Annotated in this window: 12 protein-coding genes, 1 tRNA gene, 1 pseudogene and 1 riboswitch; of the genes and pseudogenes, 3 read left to right on the top strand and 11 right to left on the bottom strand. The window is 69.1% G+C overall.

Annotated elements, in window-relative coordinates:
• Window positions 1-112: 112 nt before the first annotated feature.
• A tRNA-Leu gene (locus OG303_RS29245) sits at window positions 113-196 on the bottom strand.
• 403 nt (window positions 197-599) lie between these two features.
• Here OG303_RS29245 and OG303_RS29240 point away from each other — a divergent pair.
• Together OG303_RS29240 and OG303_RS29235 are read left to right on the top strand one after the other, a co-directional pair.
• A complete protein-coding gene (locus OG303_RS29240) occupies window positions 600-1,373 on the top strand; it encodes an ABC transporter ATP-binding protein (protein ID WP_405872053.1) in 774 nt (257 codons plus the stop codon).
• Window positions 1,373-3,901, top strand: a complete 2,529-nt coding sequence (locus OG303_RS29235; RefSeq protein WP_405872052.1) for an ABC transporter permease — start codon at window positions 1,373-1,375, stop codon at window positions 3,899-3,901. The genes OG303_RS29240 and OG303_RS29235 overlap by 1 nt, the downstream gene beginning before the upstream one ends.
• 61 nt (window positions 3,902-3,962) lie before the next feature.
• Here OG303_RS29235 and OG303_RS29230 read toward each other — a convergent pair whose 3' ends face one another.
• The 8 genes and pseudogenes from OG303_RS29230 to OG303_RS29195 all read right to left on the bottom strand — a co-directional run bounded on the left by OG303_RS29230 (window position 3,963) and on the right by OG303_RS29195 (window position 13,224).
• Window positions 3,963-5,258 (bottom strand): class I SAM-dependent methyltransferase, encoded by a 1,296-nt coding sequence (locus OG303_RS29230; RefSeq protein WP_405872051.1) that lies wholly within the window; start codon window positions 5,256-5,258, stop codon window positions 3,963-3,965.
• 229 nt (window positions 5,259-5,487) lie between these two features.
• Window positions 5,488-6,888 carry an NAD(P)/FAD-dependent oxidoreductase gene (locus tag OG303_RS29225; RefSeq protein WP_405872049.1) on the bottom strand — a complete coding sequence of 467 codons (1,401 nt, stop codon included), beginning with the start codon at window positions 6,886-6,888 and terminating at the stop codon, window positions 5,488-5,490.
• 456 nt (window positions 6,889-7,344) lie between these two features.
• Window positions 7,345-8,301 (bottom strand): exopolyphosphatase, encoded by a 957-nt coding sequence (locus tag OG303_RS29220; RefSeq protein WP_405877540.1) that lies wholly within the window; start codon window positions 8,299-8,301, stop codon window positions 7,345-7,347.
• A 204-nt stretch (window positions 8,302-8,505) separates the two neighbouring features.
• Window positions 8,506-8,907: pseudogene (locus OG303_RS29215) on the bottom strand (DUF501 domain-containing protein); the annotation flags it as partial.
• A gap of 53 nt (window positions 8,908-8,960) precedes the next feature.
• Window positions 8,961-9,437, bottom strand: a complete 477-nt coding sequence (locus tag OG303_RS29210; protein ID WP_405872047.1) for a septum formation initiator family protein — start codon at window positions 9,435-9,437, stop codon at window positions 8,961-8,963.
• 116 nt (window positions 9,438-9,553) lie between these two features.
• Window positions 9,554-10,840: a phosphopyruvate hydratase gene (gene eno, locus OG303_RS29205; protein WP_405872046.1), complete on the bottom strand. Its 1,287-nt coding sequence runs from the start codon at window positions 10,838-10,840 to the stop codon at window positions 9,554-9,556.
• A 326-nt stretch (window positions 10,841-11,166) separates the two neighbouring features.
• A complete protein-coding gene (locus OG303_RS29200; RefSeq protein ID WP_405872044.1) occupies window positions 11,167-11,844 on the bottom strand; it encodes a transglycosylase family protein in 678 nt (225 codons plus the stop codon).
• A 3-nt stretch (window positions 11,845-11,847) separates the two neighbouring features.
• A riboswitch (cyclic di-AMP (ydaO/yuaA leader) is annotated at window positions 11,848-12,015 on the bottom strand.
• 195 nt (window positions 12,016-12,210) lie between these two features.
• The gene (locus tag OG303_RS29195) at window positions 12,211-13,224 is read right to left on the bottom strand and encodes a transglycosylase family protein (RefSeq protein WP_405872043.1); all 1,014 of its coding nucleotides are present in this window, start codon (window positions 13,222-13,224) and stop codon (window positions 12,211-12,213) included.
• Window positions 13,225-13,430: 206 nt separating this feature from the next.
• Between OG303_RS29195 and OG303_RS29190 the strand changes: the two genes are divergently transcribed.
• Window positions 13,431-14,669: a cytochrome P450 gene (locus OG303_RS29190; RefSeq protein ID WP_405872041.1), complete on the top strand. Its 1,239-nt coding sequence runs from the start codon at window positions 13,431-13,433 to the stop codon at window positions 14,667-14,669.
• On the opposite strand, the gene OG303_RS29185 is transcribed toward OG303_RS29190, so the two are convergent.
• Together OG303_RS29185 and OG303_RS29180 are read right to left on the bottom strand one after the other, a co-directional pair.
• Window positions 14,634-15,686, bottom strand: a complete 1,053-nt coding sequence (locus OG303_RS29185) for a nucleoside triphosphate pyrophosphohydrolase (protein WP_405872040.1) — start codon at window positions 15,684-15,686, stop codon at window positions 14,634-14,636. The two genes, OG303_RS29190 and OG303_RS29185, sit on opposite strands and share 36 nt — an antisense overlap.
• 105 nt (window positions 15,687-15,791) lie before the next feature.
• Complete coding sequence (locus tag OG303_RS29180) at window positions 15,792-16,439, bottom strand: SurA N-terminal domain-containing protein (protein ID WP_405872039.1); 648 nt, start codon at window positions 16,437-16,439, stop codon at window positions 15,792-15,794.
• Window positions 16,440-16,486: the final 47 nt, after the last annotated feature.

Below are 16,486 nucleotides of genomic sequence, written 5' to 3'. Positions count from 1 at the left end.
GTGAAATTTACTTCACCAACTTCTGACGCGAGTCTCCGACCACACACGCCCGCTGTCAACGTTCGCGCGTGAAGTCTTCAATGGAGGATGCAGGGATACGACGACGTGGAGGTGCCCGGAGCCGGACTTGAACCGGCACGCCCGCGAAGGGGCAGCGAGGTTTAAGCTCGCCGTGTCTGCATTCCACCATCCGGGCAGGCCATGGGCTCCGCGTCGAGGTTCCGAGCCTATCGGGATACATCCCCCGAACAGCGGAACGGCGGACCGATGTTGTCTTATTTTATTGACGTCTGAGGGTGCATCAGCCCATGGAACGAGCCATCCGCACTTGCCAATAGCCTTGCGTGCGACGCTGGGCCGCGCATGCGGAATGACGGAATTTCACCGCCCGAACGAGGGTGCTCCACCCGTTCTCGACGCAAGCGCTTGTCCCGGCCGGCTGTCAGGGGTGGTCGTCATCCCCAGGTATGACACGGCGTCGGAGGGTCCGACCCGAGTCTGCCTTCGGAACCGGAACAGCGGCTGACTACACGGCCGCTTACGGACACCACGATGGAACACGTCCCTTCAAGACGTCGTCCCGCGAGGAGTCCCTTCCCGTGACCACCACACCAGTCGCCGACCGGTCCACCCACACCGTGGCCGCACGCGCCACGGATCTCTCGAAGATCTACGGACAGGGCGAGACCCAGGTGGTCGCCCTCGACCGGGTCTCCGCCGACTTCCGGCAGGCGGAGTTCACCGCGATCATGGGCCCCTCCGGCTCGGGCAAGTCCACGCTGATGCACTGTGTGGCCGGCCTCGACACCTTCTCCTCCGGCTCGGTGCGCATCGGCGAGACCGAGCTCGGTTCCCTCAAGGACAAGCAGCTGACCAAGCTGCGCCGGGACAAGATCGGCTTCATCTTCCAGGCGTACAACCTGCTGCCGACGCTGACGGCCCTGGAGAACATCACGCTGCCCATGGACATCGCGGGCCGTAAGCCGGACAAGCAGTGGCTGGACAGCGTGATCCGCATGGTCGGGCTCGCGGACCGGCTCGGTCACCGTCCCGCCCAGCTCTCCGGCGGTCAGCAGCAGCGCGTGGCGGTGGCCCGCGCGCTGGCCTCCCGGCCCGACATCATCTTCGGCGACGAGCCGACCGGAAACCTCGACTCGCGCTCCGGCGCCGAGGTGCTGGGCTTCCTGCGCAACTCCGTACGGGAGTTGGGGCAGACGGTCGTGATGGTGACCCATGACCCGGTGGCGGCGGCGTACGCGGACCGGGTCGTGTTCCTCGCGGACGGGCGGATCATCGACGAGATGTACCAGCCCTCGGCGGACTCGGTCCTCGACTTCATGAAGCAGTTCGACGGGAAGGGCCGTACGAGCTGATGTTCCGCACCGCCCTGCGCAACGTACTCGCGCACAAGGCCAGGCTCCTGATGACCGTGCTCGCCGTGATGCTCGGCGTCGCGTTCGTGTCCGGGACGCTGGTCTTCACCAACACCATCTCGGACGCCTACCAGAAGAGTTCGGCCAAGGGCTTCGACCAGGTCGACGTGGCCGTGCAGGCCAAGTACCAGGAGAACAAGGGCAACAAGGTCGGCAAGACGCCCGAGTTGACCCAGGCGATGCTCGACAGGAGCGGAAAGGTGCCGGGGGCCGCGTCCGCCATCGGCGTCGTCAGCGGCTTCACCGCCATCGCCGACAAGGACGGCAAACTCATCGGCGGCGGCTTCCAGTCGGAGGGCGGCAACTACTGGGGCGACAAGGACGCCCGGTACCCGCTGAAGACCGGCAGCGCGCCGCACGGGAAGAACCAGGTCGCCATCGACTCGGAGACCGCCCGGCGCGCCGGGTACAAGGTCGGCGACAAGATACGGATCTCGGTCGACGGGCCCGTGCTGAACCCCACCGTCACCGGCATCTTCACCACCGACGACGGCAACGTCGCCGCCGGCGGCAGCCTCGCCCTCTTCGACACGGCCACCGCGCAGACGCTGTTCGGCAAGCCGGGCACGTACGACGAGATCGACGTGAAGGCCGCCTCCGGCACCTCGCAGAGCGCGCTCAAGGCCGAGCTGGACAAGGCGCTCCCGAAGGGCGCCACGGAGACGACGACGGGGCAGCAACTCGCCGACGACCAGGCCGAGATGATCTCCCAGTCGATGAGCGGGCTGAAGCAGGGCCTGCTGGTCTTCGCGGGCATCGCGCTCTTCGTCGGCACGTTCATCATCGCCAACACCTTCACCATGCTGGTCGCCCAACGCACCAAGGAACTGGCCCTGTTGCGCGCCGTCGGCGCCTCCCGCCGCCAGGTCACCCGGTCCGTGCTCATCGAGGCGTTCGTCGTCGGCGCGGTCGCCGGCGTGACCGGACTGGTCGCGGGCATCGGCATCGGCGCCGGACTGCGCTCCCTGATGAACACGCTGGGCGCCACGGTCCCGGACGGGCCGCTGGTGATCTCGCCCGGCACGGTCGCCAGCGCCCTGGTGGTCGGCATCGTCATCACCATACTGGCGGCGTGGCTGCCTGGCCGCCGGGCCGCGAAGATCCCGCCGGTGGCCGCGATGAGCAGCGTGCACGCGAAGGCGACGACCAAGTCGCTGGTGCTGCGCAACACGCTGGGCGCGCTGTTCAGCGCCGCGGGCGTCGCGACCGTCCTGGCGGCCACGACGATGGACGGCTCGGACGGCCAGGCCCCCATGGGTCTCGGCGCGGTCCTCCTCATCATCGGCGTCTTCATCCTGACCCCGCTGTTGTCCCGCCCGCTGATCGCGACCGCGGCGCCGGTCCTGCGCGTCTTCGGCATCTCCGGCAAGCTGGCCCGCCAGAACTCGGTGCGCAACCCGCGCCGTACGGCCGCCACCGCGTCCGCGCTGATGATCGGGCTCACCCTCATCACCGGCATGACGGTGATGGCGGGCAGCCTGCAGAAGTCGATCGACAAGATGGCGAGTTCTGCGATCCGAGCCGACTACGTGGTGTCGATGGCGAACGGCAACGAGCTCTCGCCCGACGTCGACAAGAAGCTGAACGCGACCGACGCGGTCACCGCCACCAGCCCGTTGCGCAACGCCCCTTCGCGCATCGACGGCACGACGGAGTACCTGACCGGCGTGAACGGCTCCGCGATCGGCAAGCTGACCGACCTGAAGATCGACAGCGGAGCCTTCAAGGTCGGCGGCACCCAGGTCGTGGTGGACAACGACACTGCCAAGTCGCGTGGCTGGAAGGCCGGTTCGAGCTTCGTCGCGCACTACGAGGACGGCAAGTCCCAGCGGCTGACGGTCTCCGGTGTCTACGAGGGCAACGAGCTGATCCAGGGCATCCTGCTCGACAACGCGAACGTCACCCCGCACCAGACCGACCCGGCCGACATGCAGGTCCTGGTGAAGACGGCGGGCGGCGCGTCGAGCGCGACGAAGGACAGGCTGGAGAAGGCCCTCGGCGCCAACCCGGCCATCAAGGTCCAGGACAAGAAGGACCTCTCCAACAGCATCGCGAAGTCGTTCACGCTGGTCCTGAACATGGTCTACGGCCTGCTCGCCATGGCGGTGATCGTCGCGGTCCTCGGTGTCATCAACACCCTGGCCATGTCGGTCTTCGAACGCTCGCAGGAGATCGGCATGCTCCGCGCGATCGGCCTGGACCGCAGGAGCATCAAGCGGATGGTCCGCCTGGAGTCCCTGGTCATCTCCCTGTTCGGCGGCGTGCTCGGCATCGGCCTGGGTGTGTTCTTCGGCTGGGCGGCCGGCGAACTCCTCGGCACGAAGATGCCGACGTACGAACTGGTCCTGCCCTGGGCGAGGATGGCCCTCTTCCTCCTGCTGGCGGCCACGGTCGGCGTCCTGGCGGCGCTGTGGCCGGCCCGCCGGGCGGCCCGGCTGAACATGCTGGCGGCGATCAAGTCGGAGTAGCAGCACATGCGTTGGGGGCCCCGTCCGGCAACCGGACGGGGCCCCTTCGTACGTACGGGACTCACGACCCCCAGGTACGGGCGCGCAACGGCAGCCCGGAGTCTCCGCCCTCGGGTGTCCTGACCGCCAGCACCTGGTTGACGCCGATGCGGTTGCGCTCGAAGGCGAGGGCGCAGGCCGCCATGTACAGCCGCCAGACACGGGCACGGCCGGCGCCGGCCAGCCCCATCGCCCGTGCCCAGTCGGCCTCCAGGTTGGCCACCCAGCGGCGCAGGGTGAGCCCGTAGTGCTCGCGGATCACCTCCACGTCGCGCACCTCGAACCCGGCGCGCTCCAGCTGGGTGACGGTGCTGCCGAGCGGGGCGAGTTCGCCGTCGGGGAAGACGTAGGCGTCGATGAACTCGTCGACGCTGTACGAGGATTCGTCGCGCTGCGGCCGACGGGCGATCTGGTGGTTGAGCAGCCGCCCGCCGGGCCTCAGCAGCCGGTGGAGGTCCTCGGCGTACTCCAAGTACCGTTCCGCGCCGACGTGTTCGGCCATGCCGATGGAGGCGATGGCGTCGTAGGGACCGTCGGAGACGTCCCGGTAGTCCTGCACCCGGATCTCGATCCGGTCGGTGAGCCCTTCGCCCGCGACGCGCTTGCGGGCGTACGCGGCCTGCTCGTGCGACAGCGTGATGCCGACGACGCTCACGCCGTGCTCGCGGGCGGCCTGGATGGCCAGGGAACCCCAGCCGCAGCCGACGTCGAGCAGGCGCTGACCGGGCGTCAGGTCGAGTTTTTGGCAGATGAGTTGGAGTTTGTCGCGCTGGGCGTCCTCAAGGGTGGCGTCGGGGGTGGGCCAGTAGGCGCACGAGTAGACCATCGACGGGCCGAGGACGATCTCGTAGAAGTCGTTGCCGACGTCGTAGTGGTGGCTGATGGCGCGTCTGTCGCTGCGTTTGGTGTGCAGGTGGCCGCGGCTTCTGCGGACCTCCTCGCGGGGCGGGGCGGGCGGCAGCGGCAGCCCGGCGACCTTCACCAGCCCGCGGGCGGCGGCGCGCACCTCGGGGTCCCGCAGCATCTGTCCCAGGCTCCTGGCGTCCTCGTCGCGCTCCCACACGAACTCCGACATCAGATCGAGCACGGCGTAGAGATCCCCGTCGATGTCCAGGTCCCCGGCGACCCAGGCCCGGGCGAGCCCCAGCTCCCCCGGCTTCCACAGCAGCCGCCGTACGGCCCGGCGATTGCGCACCACCAGCGCCGGCGCGCCGGGCGGCCCCGCCTGCGACCCGTCCCAGGCGCGGATACGCACCGGGAGGGGGACTCCCAGCAACTGCTCGACGAGGCTCTTCAGCCGCAACGCGGCGTCGGCCATGGCGCACACCTCCATGACAGCGATCCCTGAATGTCCAACACCACGTAAACAAAAACAGGGCGGCTGCGCAGTCCCCCAGAGGCGTTACGGATCGGCAAAATACATGCATGCACCACAGACTTCTGGCCGCCGGAGGGCTCGGGACCGGACCCGGAACCCCCGGGAACGCCGAAGGACCCCCTGCACCACGGATGGCAGGAGGTCCTTCGATCGGTTCAGCGGCCGGAGGTCAGGAGGCCTTGGCCTTCTCGGCCTTGTCGGCCTTCTCGGCGGTCTTGCTCGCGGCGGGGGCCGGCGCGGGCTTGGCGGCCTCGTAGAACTCCTCGCGGGGGTTCTCCATGGCGCCGAGCGCGACGACCTCGCGCTTGAGGAACATGCCGAGGGTCCAGTCGGCGAAGACGCGGATCTTGCGGTTCCAGGTCGGCATCGCCAGGCCGTGGTAGCCGCGGTGCATGTACCACGCCAGCCGGCCCTTGAGCTTGATCTTCATCTTGCCCATGACGATCATCGCGACGCCCTTGTGCAGGCCGAGACCCGCGACGGCGCCCTTGTTGCCGTGGCTGTAGTCCTTCTGCGGGAAGCCCCGCATACCGGAGATCACGTTGTCACCGAGGACGCGTGCCTGACGCAGCGCGTGCTGGGCGTTCGGCGGGCACCAGGCGTTCTCGTTGCCCGCCTTGCGGCCGACGAGGTCCGGGACCTGGGCGTTGTCGCCGGCGGCCCAGATGTGGTCGGTGCCCTGGACCTGGAGGGTCGGGGCGCAGTCGACGTGACCGCGGGGGCCGAGCGGCAGGCCGTAGCGGGACAGGACCGGGTTCGGCTTGACGCCGGCGGTCCACACGATGGTGCTGGAGTCGACCTCGAGGCCGTTCTTCAGGACGACGTGGCCGTCGACGCAGGAGTCCATCGAGGTGGAGAGGTAGATCTCCACGCCGCGGCTCTCCAGGTGCTCCTTGCCGTAGGCGCCCAGCTTGGGGCCGACCTCGGGAAGGATCTTGTCGGCGGCGTCGACGAGGACGAACCGCATGTCCTCGCGGGACACGTTCTTGTAGTACTTGGCCGCGTCGCGGGCCATGTCCTCGACCTCACCGATGGTCTCCGCGCCGGCGAAACCGCCGCCGATGAAGACGAAGGTGAGCGCCTTGCGGCGGATCTCCTCGTCGTTCGTGGAGTCGGCCTTGTCGAGCTGCTCGAGAACGTGGTTGCGCAGGCCGATGGCCTCCTCGATGCCCTTCATACCGATGCCCTGCTCGGCGAGGCCGGGGATCGGGAAGGTGCGGGAGACCGCGCCGAGCGCGATCACCAGGTAGTCGAAGGGCAGCTCGTACGCCTCGCCGACCAGCGGGGCGATCGAAGCGACCTTGCGGTCCTGGTCGATGGTGGTGACCCGACCGGTGAGAACCTCCGCCTTCGGCAGCACGCGTCGCAGCGGGACGACGACGTGGCGCGGGGAGATGTTGCCGGCGGCGGTTTCGGGGAGGAAGGGCTGGTAGGTCATGTACGACCGGGGGTCGACGACCGTGACGGTCGCCTCGCCGTAGCGCATCTTCTTGAGGATGCGCCGAGCTGCGTACAGGCCTACGTACCCACCGCCTACTACGAGGATCCTGGGACGCTCCGTGGTGCTCATGCCATCGAGTATCCACCTGCCCCAGGGGGGTCGCTCGTGCGCCCCTTCACAAGCTCCGGCAGGGGGTGTGTTATTCTCCGCGATCCCCGTGACGCAGGTCATGGTGTGGCACGGAACCCCCGGTGTGGGGTGGCCCGTTGTCAATGCCGCGTGAGCTGCTTCTCTTGGTCGCCGGGCCACCTGTGAGGCCCCCGGAACGAGCTCTCGCGACACCCTCCCGAAACGTCCTCGACCCGCCGGTTTGAACACGTTCACCGAGCGCTCGAACCCCCGGAAGGGCCAACCGGACCACTTTCGTCGTCCGACAGGGCCGAATTCCTTGTGAAGAACTTCACGAACTTTCTCGGCGGGGCGTCTCCGAGGGCTCCCGGAGGGGCCTTTTCACCACCCCCCGGGACCGCTCATACGTTATCCGACCTGCTCAGCAGAGGGCTACCAGCCGGTAGTAAAGGAGAGCTATGCCACCGACCACGCGATGCCGTCGAGGATGTCGTGCTCGCTCACCACGACCTCCTCCGCCCCGATCCGCTCCATGATCGAGAGCAGTACGAGGGCCCCCGCCGCGATGACGTCGACGCGCCCCGGATGCATGGAGGGGACGGCCGCACGCTCGGCGTGGGTGGCGTGCAGCAGCCACTCGGTGATCTCGCGGACCTTGTCGCGGGAGACACGGGAGTGGTGGATGGCCTCCGAGTCGTACGCGGGCAGGTCCTGCGCGATCGCCGACACGGTGGTGACCGACCCCGCGAGCCCGACCAGCGTGCGTGCCTCGCGCAGCGGGACCGTCTCCTCGGCGAGGTCGAGGGCCCGCTCGATGTCGGCCCGCACGGCCGCGATCTGCTCCTCGGTGAGCGGGTCGGTGACGACGCCGTCCCGTACGAGGTGCCGCTCGGTCATCCGCACACAGCCGACGTCGACCGAGCGCGCCGCGCGCACGTGGTCCTCGCCGACGACGAACTCGGTGGAGCCGCCGCCGATGTCCACGACCAGGTACGGCCTGTCCAGGTGGTCGCTGCCCGTCAGCTCCTTGGTCGCGCCGGTGAAGGAGAACTCGGCCTCCTGCTCACCGGAGATGACCTCGGGTTCGACACCGAGGATGTCCACGACGCCGCGCACGAAGTCGTCGCGGTTCGAGGCGTCCCGCGAGGCCGACGTGGCCACGAACCGCACCTTCTCGGCGCCCTTCTCGCGGATCACCTCCGCGTACTCGCGGCAGGCCGCGAAGGTCCGCTCCAGCGCCTCGGGGGCCAGCCGCCCGGTCCGGTCCACGTCCTGGCCGAGCCGCACGATCGTCATGCGCCGGTCCAGCTCCAGCAGTTCACCGGTGGTCGGGTTCACATCCGCGACGAGCAGGCGGATGGAGTTCGTACCGCAGTCGACGGCCGCGACCCGGCTGAAACCGGACGGGACCATGGGGACGTACGAGAAGAAGCCGCTGCGGATCGCGGTGGGGTCGGCGACCTCGCCCTCCTCGCCGGGGAGTTCGTCCGCCGGGTCGGGGGCCTGGAGCGGCTGCACGCACGGTCCCTTGCGCCACCACTCCGGCAGCATCCCGATCGCCTCGTCGCCCAGCGGGTTGACGCCCGGACCAGCGGCCAGCGAGTGGCCCACCAGGACGTGCAGGCACTTCACCCGGTCCGGCATGCCGCCCGCGCTCGGGAAGCCCTCCAGCACCTCGATGGCGTCACGGCGCGCGATGTAGTCCTCGTGCGCGGCGCGGTACGCGGCGGCGAGCTCCGGGTCGGTCTGCAGCCGCTGCGTCATCTCCTTCATGACGCCGTTCGCCTCCAGCGTGCCGATCGCCGAGGCGGCGCGCGGGCACGTCAGGTAGTACGTCGTCGGGAAGGGCGTGCCGTCGGGCAGCCGCGGCGCGGTCTCGACGACGTCCGGCTGACCGCAGGGGCAGCGGTGCGCGATGGCGCGCAGCCCGCGCGGCGGCCGCCCGAGCTGCTGCTTGAAGGCCTCGACGTCCGCGTCGGTGGGCTCGGTGCGCGGAGTGGTCGGCGGGGGCGTTTCCATGCCTGTCTTTCTAGCCTGTCTTGTCGAGCGGTCGGTTCACTGGTCCGGTCGGTTCACTGGTCGGAGGCGTCGGACTTGTCGACGCCGTCCCAGACGTTCGCGTACCAGGGGCGGTCGGCCGCGCCCAGCTCGGCGCGCGACTGCTTGGCCGCGTGCGGGTCGACCACGATGTAACCGGTCTCCCCGGGCAGCACGTAGTGCAGCCGCTGCCGGATCTGCTGCTCGGCGTACGCGTCGTCCTTCCAGCGGGCCTTGAGGTCGCGCAGCTGCTCGACCCGCTCCCTGGCCTGCTCCTTCTGCCGCTGGAGATCGGCGATCTGGGAGCGCTGGGAGACGTACTGCCGCATGGGATACGCGAGGGCCACGATCAGCGAGCAAAGGACCAGGGCGAGGAGGGCCGCACGGCCGGTCAGGCGCGAGCGGCGGGCCTGCCGCTTGGTCTGGGAGCGGTAGACACGGGCCGCCGTCTGCTCGCCGAGCAGCTTGATCCTGGTCGCGGTGGAGAACCGGTCCCGGTCCTTCACGGCCATGTTCCCCGCCTCCCGTTCACACGTGCGTACGTCCCCGCACACGGTACGGGACCGGGTACGGGGACGTACGTACGACTGGCTAAGGCTTAACCCTTAGCGGCGCAGCCCTTGACGGCTCAGCCCTTGAAACGGGGGAAGGCGCTGCGGCCGGCGTACTCCGCGGCGTCGTCGAGGATCTCCTCGATGCGCAGCAGCTGGTTGTACTTGGCGACGCGGTCCGAGCGGGCCGGGGCGCCGGTCTTGATCTGGCCGCAGTTCACGGCGACCGCGAGGTCGGCGATGGTGACGTCCTCGGTCTCGCCGGAGCGGTGGGACATCATGCACTTGAAGCCGTTGCGCTGCGCCATCTCGACGGCGTCCAGGGTCTCGGTCAGCGAGCCGATCTGGTTCACCTTGACGAGCAGGGCGTTGGCGCTGCCCTCCTCGATGCCGCGGGCCAGGCGCTCCGGGTTGGTGACGAACAGGTCGTCGCCGACGATCTGGACCTTGTCGCCCAGCTTGTCGGTGATGACCTTCCAGCCGGCCCAGTCGTCCTCGAACAGCGGGTCCTCGATGGAGACGAGCGGGTAGGCCGCCACGAGCTCCTCGTAGTACTCGGTCATCTCGGCGGCCGAGCGGGACTTGCCCTCGAACTCGTACTTGCCGTCCTTGTAGAACTCGGACGCGGCGACGTCGAGCGCGAGCCCGATCTGCTCGCCGGGGATGTAACCGGCCTGCTTGATGGCCTCGATGATGAGGTCGAGCGCGGCGCGGTTGGACTCCAGGTTCGGGGCGAAGCCGCCCTCGTCGCCGAGGCCGGTGGACAGGCCCTTGGTCTTCAGCACCTTCTTGAGGGTGTGGTAGACCTCGGCGCCCCAGCGCAGCGCCTCGGAGAAGGACTCCGCGCCGATCGGGGCGATCATGAACTCCTGGATGTCCACGTTGGAGTCGGCGTGCGAGCCGCCGTTCAGGATGTTCATCATCGGCACTGGCAGGAGGTGCGCGTTCGGGCCGCCCAGGTAGCGGAAGAGCGGGAGGTCGCTGGCCTCGGAGGCGGCGTGGGCGACGGCGAGCGAGACGCCGAGGATGGCGTTGGCGCCGAGGGAGGCCTTGTTGTCGGTGGCGTCCAGGTCGAACATCGCCTGGTCGATCAGGCGCTGCTCGGTGGCGTCGTAGCCGACGAGCTCCGGGCCGATCTGCTCGATGACGGCGAGGACGGCCTTCTCGACACCCTTGCCCTGGTAGCGGTTCGGGTCACCGTCGCGGAGCTCGATGGCCTCGAAGGCACCCGTGGAGGCGCCGGACGGGACGGCGGCACGACCCGTGCTGCCGTCGTCGAGGCCGACCTCGACCTCGACCGTGGGGTTGCCTCGGGAGTCCAGGATTTCCCGGGCTACGACGACGTCGATGGACGGCACGAGCATCTCCTTCTTCAATGTGACGCGGCTACGCAGTACCGCAGTGGGCTCTGCGAGACGAGCCTAACCGGCTCGGGCCGATCGGCCAGCCGGTCGACCATCCCTTGGGCAGAACCGAGAGTAAATTGTTTCCGAACGGAACAAAAACCCACGTGGAAGCACACACAAAAAGCCCCGCCCCGGTGCGTACGGGGGAACACGCACCGAGGCGGGGAGCCCGTGGGGACGGGGGAGGCCCTCACGTGCCTCCACTATGAAGGACACGGATGTGTGGGACCTGTGGTTCAGCTACCAGCCGCACCAGTACTTCAGGTGCGGCCGCCGGCCCGCGACTACTTCAGGTGCAGCTGCTGGCCCGGGTAGATGAGGTCGGCGTCCGAGACGATGTCCTTGTTCAGCTTGAACAGCTTCTGCCAGCCGCCCTTGACGTCGTGCTTCTCGGCGATCGTGCTGAGGGTGTCACCCTTGACGACCTTGTACTCGCCGTCGCCCTTCTTGACCTTCTTGCCGGTCGGGGTGGTGACGGTCTTCTGGCTCTTGGCGGCCGGGCGCTCGGCGGAGCGGGAGGCGGCCTGCGAGTCGGACGAGCGGCTGGAGTCCGAGGAGCTGCTGCTCGAGGCGCTGCTGCCGTTGTAGGCGGCGCTGGACAGGCCCGTGCCGCAGACCGGCCAGGCACCCTTGCCCTGCGCGGCGAGGACCTTCTCGGCGACGGTTATCTGCTGCGCCTTGCTGGCCTGGTTGGCCTGGGCGGCGTACTGCGTACCGCCGTAGGCGGCCCAGGTGGAGGCGGAGAACTGGAGACCGCCGTAGTAGCCGTTACCGGTGTTGATGGACCAGTTGCCACCGGACTCGCACTGGGCGACCGTGTCCCACTCGGAGGCGGTGGCGGCAGAGGCGTTGCCGGCCGCCATCAGCGGGGCGGCGATGGCGACACCGGTGACGCCGGCCAGAGCGGCGACGCGGGTGGCCTTGGACGGGCGACGGTGCTTGCCCTTGCCGGAAAACAGCATGGTTGATCCCCTCACCGACGCCTGCGAGGTGAGCTGTCGGGTTCGGGCCGGTTGAGTTGCCCGGCCGCGCACCTCCCGGTGCACGGCTTAACCCCAAGCCGGTTCCAGCTCAACTGCTGGGCCCGGCACTTACCTTGGGTCCCCCGCTCCTGCCTACGGCGCTGTTAAGCGACGACTGTTCCCGTACGGCCGCTGGCAGGATTCGGCGTTGCGACAGACGGGGCTCGGGTTGCCGAGCGGTGTTGACCGTAGCCACGGAATCCGGGGAATTTCAAAGACGATCAGGGCTTCTGAGACTCATCCCACACTTTCACCAAAGCGGACATTAAGCCCGAAGTGTGACGCGAACTCTCGTTGTTTTTCGCCCTATTCGCTACCGAGTCGCAGGGTCTGACCGGCGACGATGCGGTTCGGGTCGGTACCGATGGCCTTCTTGTTCTTCGCGTAGAGCGCCCGCCATCCGCCGTCCAGGTCAAGGGAGTCGGCGATGGAGGCGAGAGTGTCGCCGGCCTGGACCCTGTACGAGCCGTCCGCACCGCTGTCGGCCTTGGACTTGTCGGCCTTGGACTTGTCGGACGCGTCGCCGTTGGCGCCGCGGTGGCGGCCGGTGCCGATCGCGCCGGTGTCGACGAGACTCCAAGAGCCCACCGCCTGCTCGGAGTTGTCCGAGTCGTCACCCTTTGTCTTGTTCGTGGATGAGCCGCCACTCCCCTGCGAGTCACCCGCGGCCGTCTCGGACGGGGAGGTGGAGGGCGAGGCAGATGAGCTGGATTCGGTGGAGTTGTCCGCTGTGTCCGCAGATGCGGAAGGGGAAGTGCTGGAGGCCGAATCGGAGGGCGAGTCGGACGATGAACTCGAGGAGGAATCCGACGAAGAGGAATCACCGGACGTATCGCTCGACGAGTTGGACAACCCAGCAGAGTCGGATGCACCGGATGAATCAGACGAGTCGGACGAACCAGAAATCCCGTCCAGAACACCCGTGTCGACGTCCGCCGAATCCGAGTCCTTGCTCAGCCCCGAGGTCAGTCCGCAGGTGTGGAACGCGCCGACGCCCTGGTCGTCCAGGAGCTTCTCGGCGACGGCTATCTGCTGGTTGCGGCTGGCCAGGTCGGCGCTGGGCGCGTAGTCGAGGCCGCCGTACCTGTCCCAGTGCTCCTGGGTCAACTGGAGCCCGCCGTAGAACCCGTTGCCGCTGTTCTCGCTCCAGGCGCCGTCGGTCTCGCACTTCGCGACCTTGTCCCACGTGGTGCCGTCGGCAGCGCTGGCGCCGCTTGCGGCGAGGAGTGGGATCGCGATGGCGGAGCCGGTCACTCCGGCCGCGACGAGCAGAGCCGGAGCCTGACGGGGGCGACGGTGTCGACCGTTCCCGGAGAGCATGCAGGGGCCTTTCGCGAGACAGCAGTGACCGGCGCGGCGCATGGTGCCCGGCACCGCGCTGGTCCGTGAACGTATCGGCTGCCGATCACTTGTCACAAGTTAATGCCGCGTAGATCACGTGAAGATCACAGACTTGAGCGCGTGTCACCTTTGACCGGTTCTCTGCGGCCGCGCATGCACCGGCCCGCTCCCGATACGGTCGTTGCGTGAACGTCCCCAACGCCGTCCCCGAACTCTTCACCTGGGAGTTCGCCAGCGACCCGTACCCGGCCTATGCCTGGCTGCGCGAGCACTCCCCCGTCCACTGGACGAAACTGCCCAGCGGGGTCGAGGCATGGCTGGTGACCCGCTATGCCGACGCACGTCAGGCGCTCGCGGACGGGCGGCTCTCGAAGAACCCCGACCATCACGCCGAGGACGCTCAGGGCAAGAGCAGGACCGGCATTCCGGGTGAGCGCAGCGCCAATCTGATGACGCATCTGCTCAACATCGACCCGCCGGACCACACCCGGCTGCGCCGCCTGGTCTCCAAGGCGTTCACCCCGCGCCGGGTGGCCGAATTCGCGCCGCGCGTGCAGGAGTTGACGGACGATCTGATCGACCGGTTCGCGCCGCACGGCGAGGCGGATCTGATCCACGACTTCGCCTTCCCTCTCCCTATCCATGCGATCTGCGACCTGCTCGGCGTCCCGCGCGAGGATCAGGACGACTTCCGCGACTGGGCGGGGATGATGATCCGTCACGGCGGCGGCCCGCGCGGCGGCGTCGCCCGCTCCGTCAAGAAGATCCGCGGCTATCTCGCCGAGCTCATCCACCGCAAGCGGGGCGACCTCGGCGACGACCTGATCTCGGACCTCATCCGCGCCTCCGACCACGGCGAGCACCTCACCGAGAACGAAGCCGCCGCGATGTGCTTCGTGCTGCTGTTCGCCGGTTTCGAAACGACCATCAACCTCATCGGGAACGGGACGTACGCGCTGCTGCGCAACCCCGGGCAGCGGGACCTGCTCCAGGAGTCGATCGAGCGCGGTGAGACCGGACTGCTCGACACCGGCATAGAGGAACTGCTCCGCTACGACGGCCCCGTGGAACTCGCCACCTGGCGCTTCGCCACCGAGCCCCTCACCATCGGCGGGCAGCGCATCGCCACCGGCGACCCCGTACTGGTCGTGCTCGCCGCGGCGGACCGCGACCCCGCACGCTTCGCGCAGCCCGACACCCTCGACCTCTCCCGCCGGGACAACCAGCACCTCGGATACGGCCACGGCATCCACTACTGCCTGGGCGCCCCCCTCGCCCGTCTCGAAGGCCGCACCGCCCTCGAGACACTGCTGCGCCGCCTGCCCGACCTCCGGCTCGCCGCCGACCCGGCCGACCTGCGCTGGCGGGGCGGGCTGATCATGCGTGGACTACGAGACCTGCCCGTGCGGTTCACCGCCGTCTGACCCGCCCCGGCCCTCGGTCTCCCTGATCGCGTCCCGATAGGCCCGGGCCGCCGCCCGCAGCGCCGCCTCCGGGTCCACGCCCTCCGCCTCGGCGCGCACCGCCAGCGCGAGCAACTCGTAGCCGATGCCCTCGACGTGCGGCAGCGGTACGGCCAGCCCGGCCGTCCGCACCCGCGAGGCCAGCTTCGACGCGAGGGCCAGGCCCGGCTGGCCCAGGGGGATGCCCTCCGTGAGCGAGGTGCGCTGCTTCTCTATCGCCTTCGTGCGCAGCCAGTGCTCCTTCACCTCCTCCGGCGTCGACGCGGTCTCGTCGCCGAAGACGTGCGGGTGGCGGTGGATGAGCTTGGTGACGATGCCGGCGGCCACGTCGTCGATGGAGAAGGGGGTGTCCCCTTCCTCGGCGCCGCCCTCCTCGGCGATGCGGGCGTGGAAGACCACCTGGAGCAGGACATCGCCCAGTTCCTCGCGCAGTTCGTCGCGGTCGCCCTCCTCGATCGCCTCGACGAGTTCGTACGCCTCCTCGATGCCGTATTTCGCCAGGCCCTTGTGGGTCTGCTGGGACGACCACGGGCACTCGACGCGGATGCGGTCCATGACCTGGACGAGGTCGAGGAGGCGGGCGCCCGGCAGGTCGTAGGAGGCGGGAAGAAGCTCCAGGTCGGGCATGCTCACGCGGCCCGAGCCGGCGAGGCGGGCGAGGCCGTCGGTCAGGGCCGGCTCGCCCTCGCCCGTCGCCACGACGACCACCGAGCGGCCGCCCGCGCAGGCCGCCACCAGCTCCTCGGCCGTCGGGGACGCCTCGTCGACCGGTATCCCCGCCTCCCGCAGATACGGCAGCTGCGGGTGCGCGCCGTCCGCGCACAGCACACGGTCGGCGGCGTGCAGTGCCTGCCAGGCCGGCCAGGACAGCAGGCCGGGGGCGACGCGGTGGCTGGTGGTGAGCAGGACGATGCGGCCGGGGGCGGCGGCCGCGCCGGGGTCCTGGTCGGAGGCGGGATCGAAGCTGGTTGCGTTCACGATTCGAAGCTAACGCACACCGCCGACGGCCCAGGAGTTATCCACAGGCGGTTGTCCACAGACGGTTGTCCAGGGGCCACAGACCGGTTCCGGCCCGCCGTACCGTTAGGCCGTCTGTTGCGTCCCCGTCGCCGTGACCTCGCGTACCCACGGGGTCTTCGTGTCGACGCGGCTGCTCTTCTGGACGTCCCAGGCGCCGTAGCGCGGGTTCAGGTCGACGTGGAGTTCCTTGGAGGCCTTGGACAGGGCGCTCCAGAAGGCCGGCTTGCTGGTGTCGGTGCCGAGTGCCTGGGCCAGCTTCTGCGCCTCGAGCTGGAGGCGGAGGTTGTCGTCGAGGCGCCGCGGGGCGACGCCGTACTGCTGGAGCCAGGCCGTCTCCAGCGCCTTCGAGCCGCCGACCTGCTGTTCCAGGCCGGTGCGCATCTGCTGGATCTCCCTGGGGGTGACGCTGACGTCCACGTCCTGGGCGGCGCGGTGCAGCACTCGGTCGAGGACCATCCCGTGCAGGGTGTCGCGGGTGAGGCTGCCGGTCTGCGCGACGGCCTGCTTGTACTGCGCCTCGTCCTTCACGGCCGACCGCTGTGCCGTGCGCACCTCGTTCACGCGGGTCTCCAGCTGCGCCACGGTGATCCGCTGGCCGCCGACGACGGCTGCCGCGCCGGGATGCGCGTCGCTTCCGCAGGCGGTCAGGAGGGGGGCCGCGGCGGCGATCGCTGCGGTGAGGACGAGCGCGGTGCGACGGCGGCGGTGCAAGGAAGCCTCCCGAGGAGATTGTGCGGCGGTGCACAAAGTCTTGCGGT

The organism is Streptomyces sp. NBC_00005 (genome assembly GCF_045160215.1).
In the GTDB taxonomy this organism is placed as follows: Bacteria; Actinomycetota; Actinomycetes; order Streptomycetales; family Streptomycetaceae; genus Streptomyces.
The sequence above is the reverse complement of the archived record's forward strand: the minus strand, read 5'-3'. Positions and strand labels throughout refer to the sequence as shown.

Coding starts and splice junctions, on each gene's coding strand:
- OG303_RS29235 (WP_405872052.1), top strand. CDS start 1,373: ATGTTCCGCACCGCCCTGCGCAACGTACTCGCGCACAAGGCCAGGCTC.
- OG303_RS29230 (WP_405872051.1), bottom strand. CDS start 5,258: ATGGCCGACGCCGCGTTGCGGCTGAAGAGCCTCGTCGAGCAGTTGCTG.
- OG303_RS29225 (WP_405872049.1), bottom strand. CDS start 6,888: ATGAGCACCACGGAGCGTCCCAGGATCCTCGTAGTAGGCGGTGGGTAC.
- OG303_RS29220 (WP_405877540.1), bottom strand. CDS start 8,301: ATGGTCCCGTCCGGTTTCAGCCGGGTCGCGGCCGTCGACTGCGGTACG.
- OG303_RS29210 (WP_405872047.1), bottom strand. CDS start 9,437: ATGGCCGTGAAGGACCGGGACCGGTTCTCCACCGCGACCAGGATCAAG.
- eno (WP_405872046.1), bottom strand. CDS start 10,840: ATGCTCGTGCCGTCCATCGACGTCGTCGTAGCCCGGGAAATCCTGGAC.
- OG303_RS29200 (WP_405872044.1), bottom strand. CDS start 11,844: ATGCTGTTTTCCGGCAAGGGCAAGCACCGTCGCCCGTCCAAGGCCACC.
- OG303_RS29195 (WP_405872043.1), bottom strand. CDS start 13,224: ATGCTCTCCGGGAACGGTCGACACCGTCGCCCCCGTCAGGCTCCGGCT.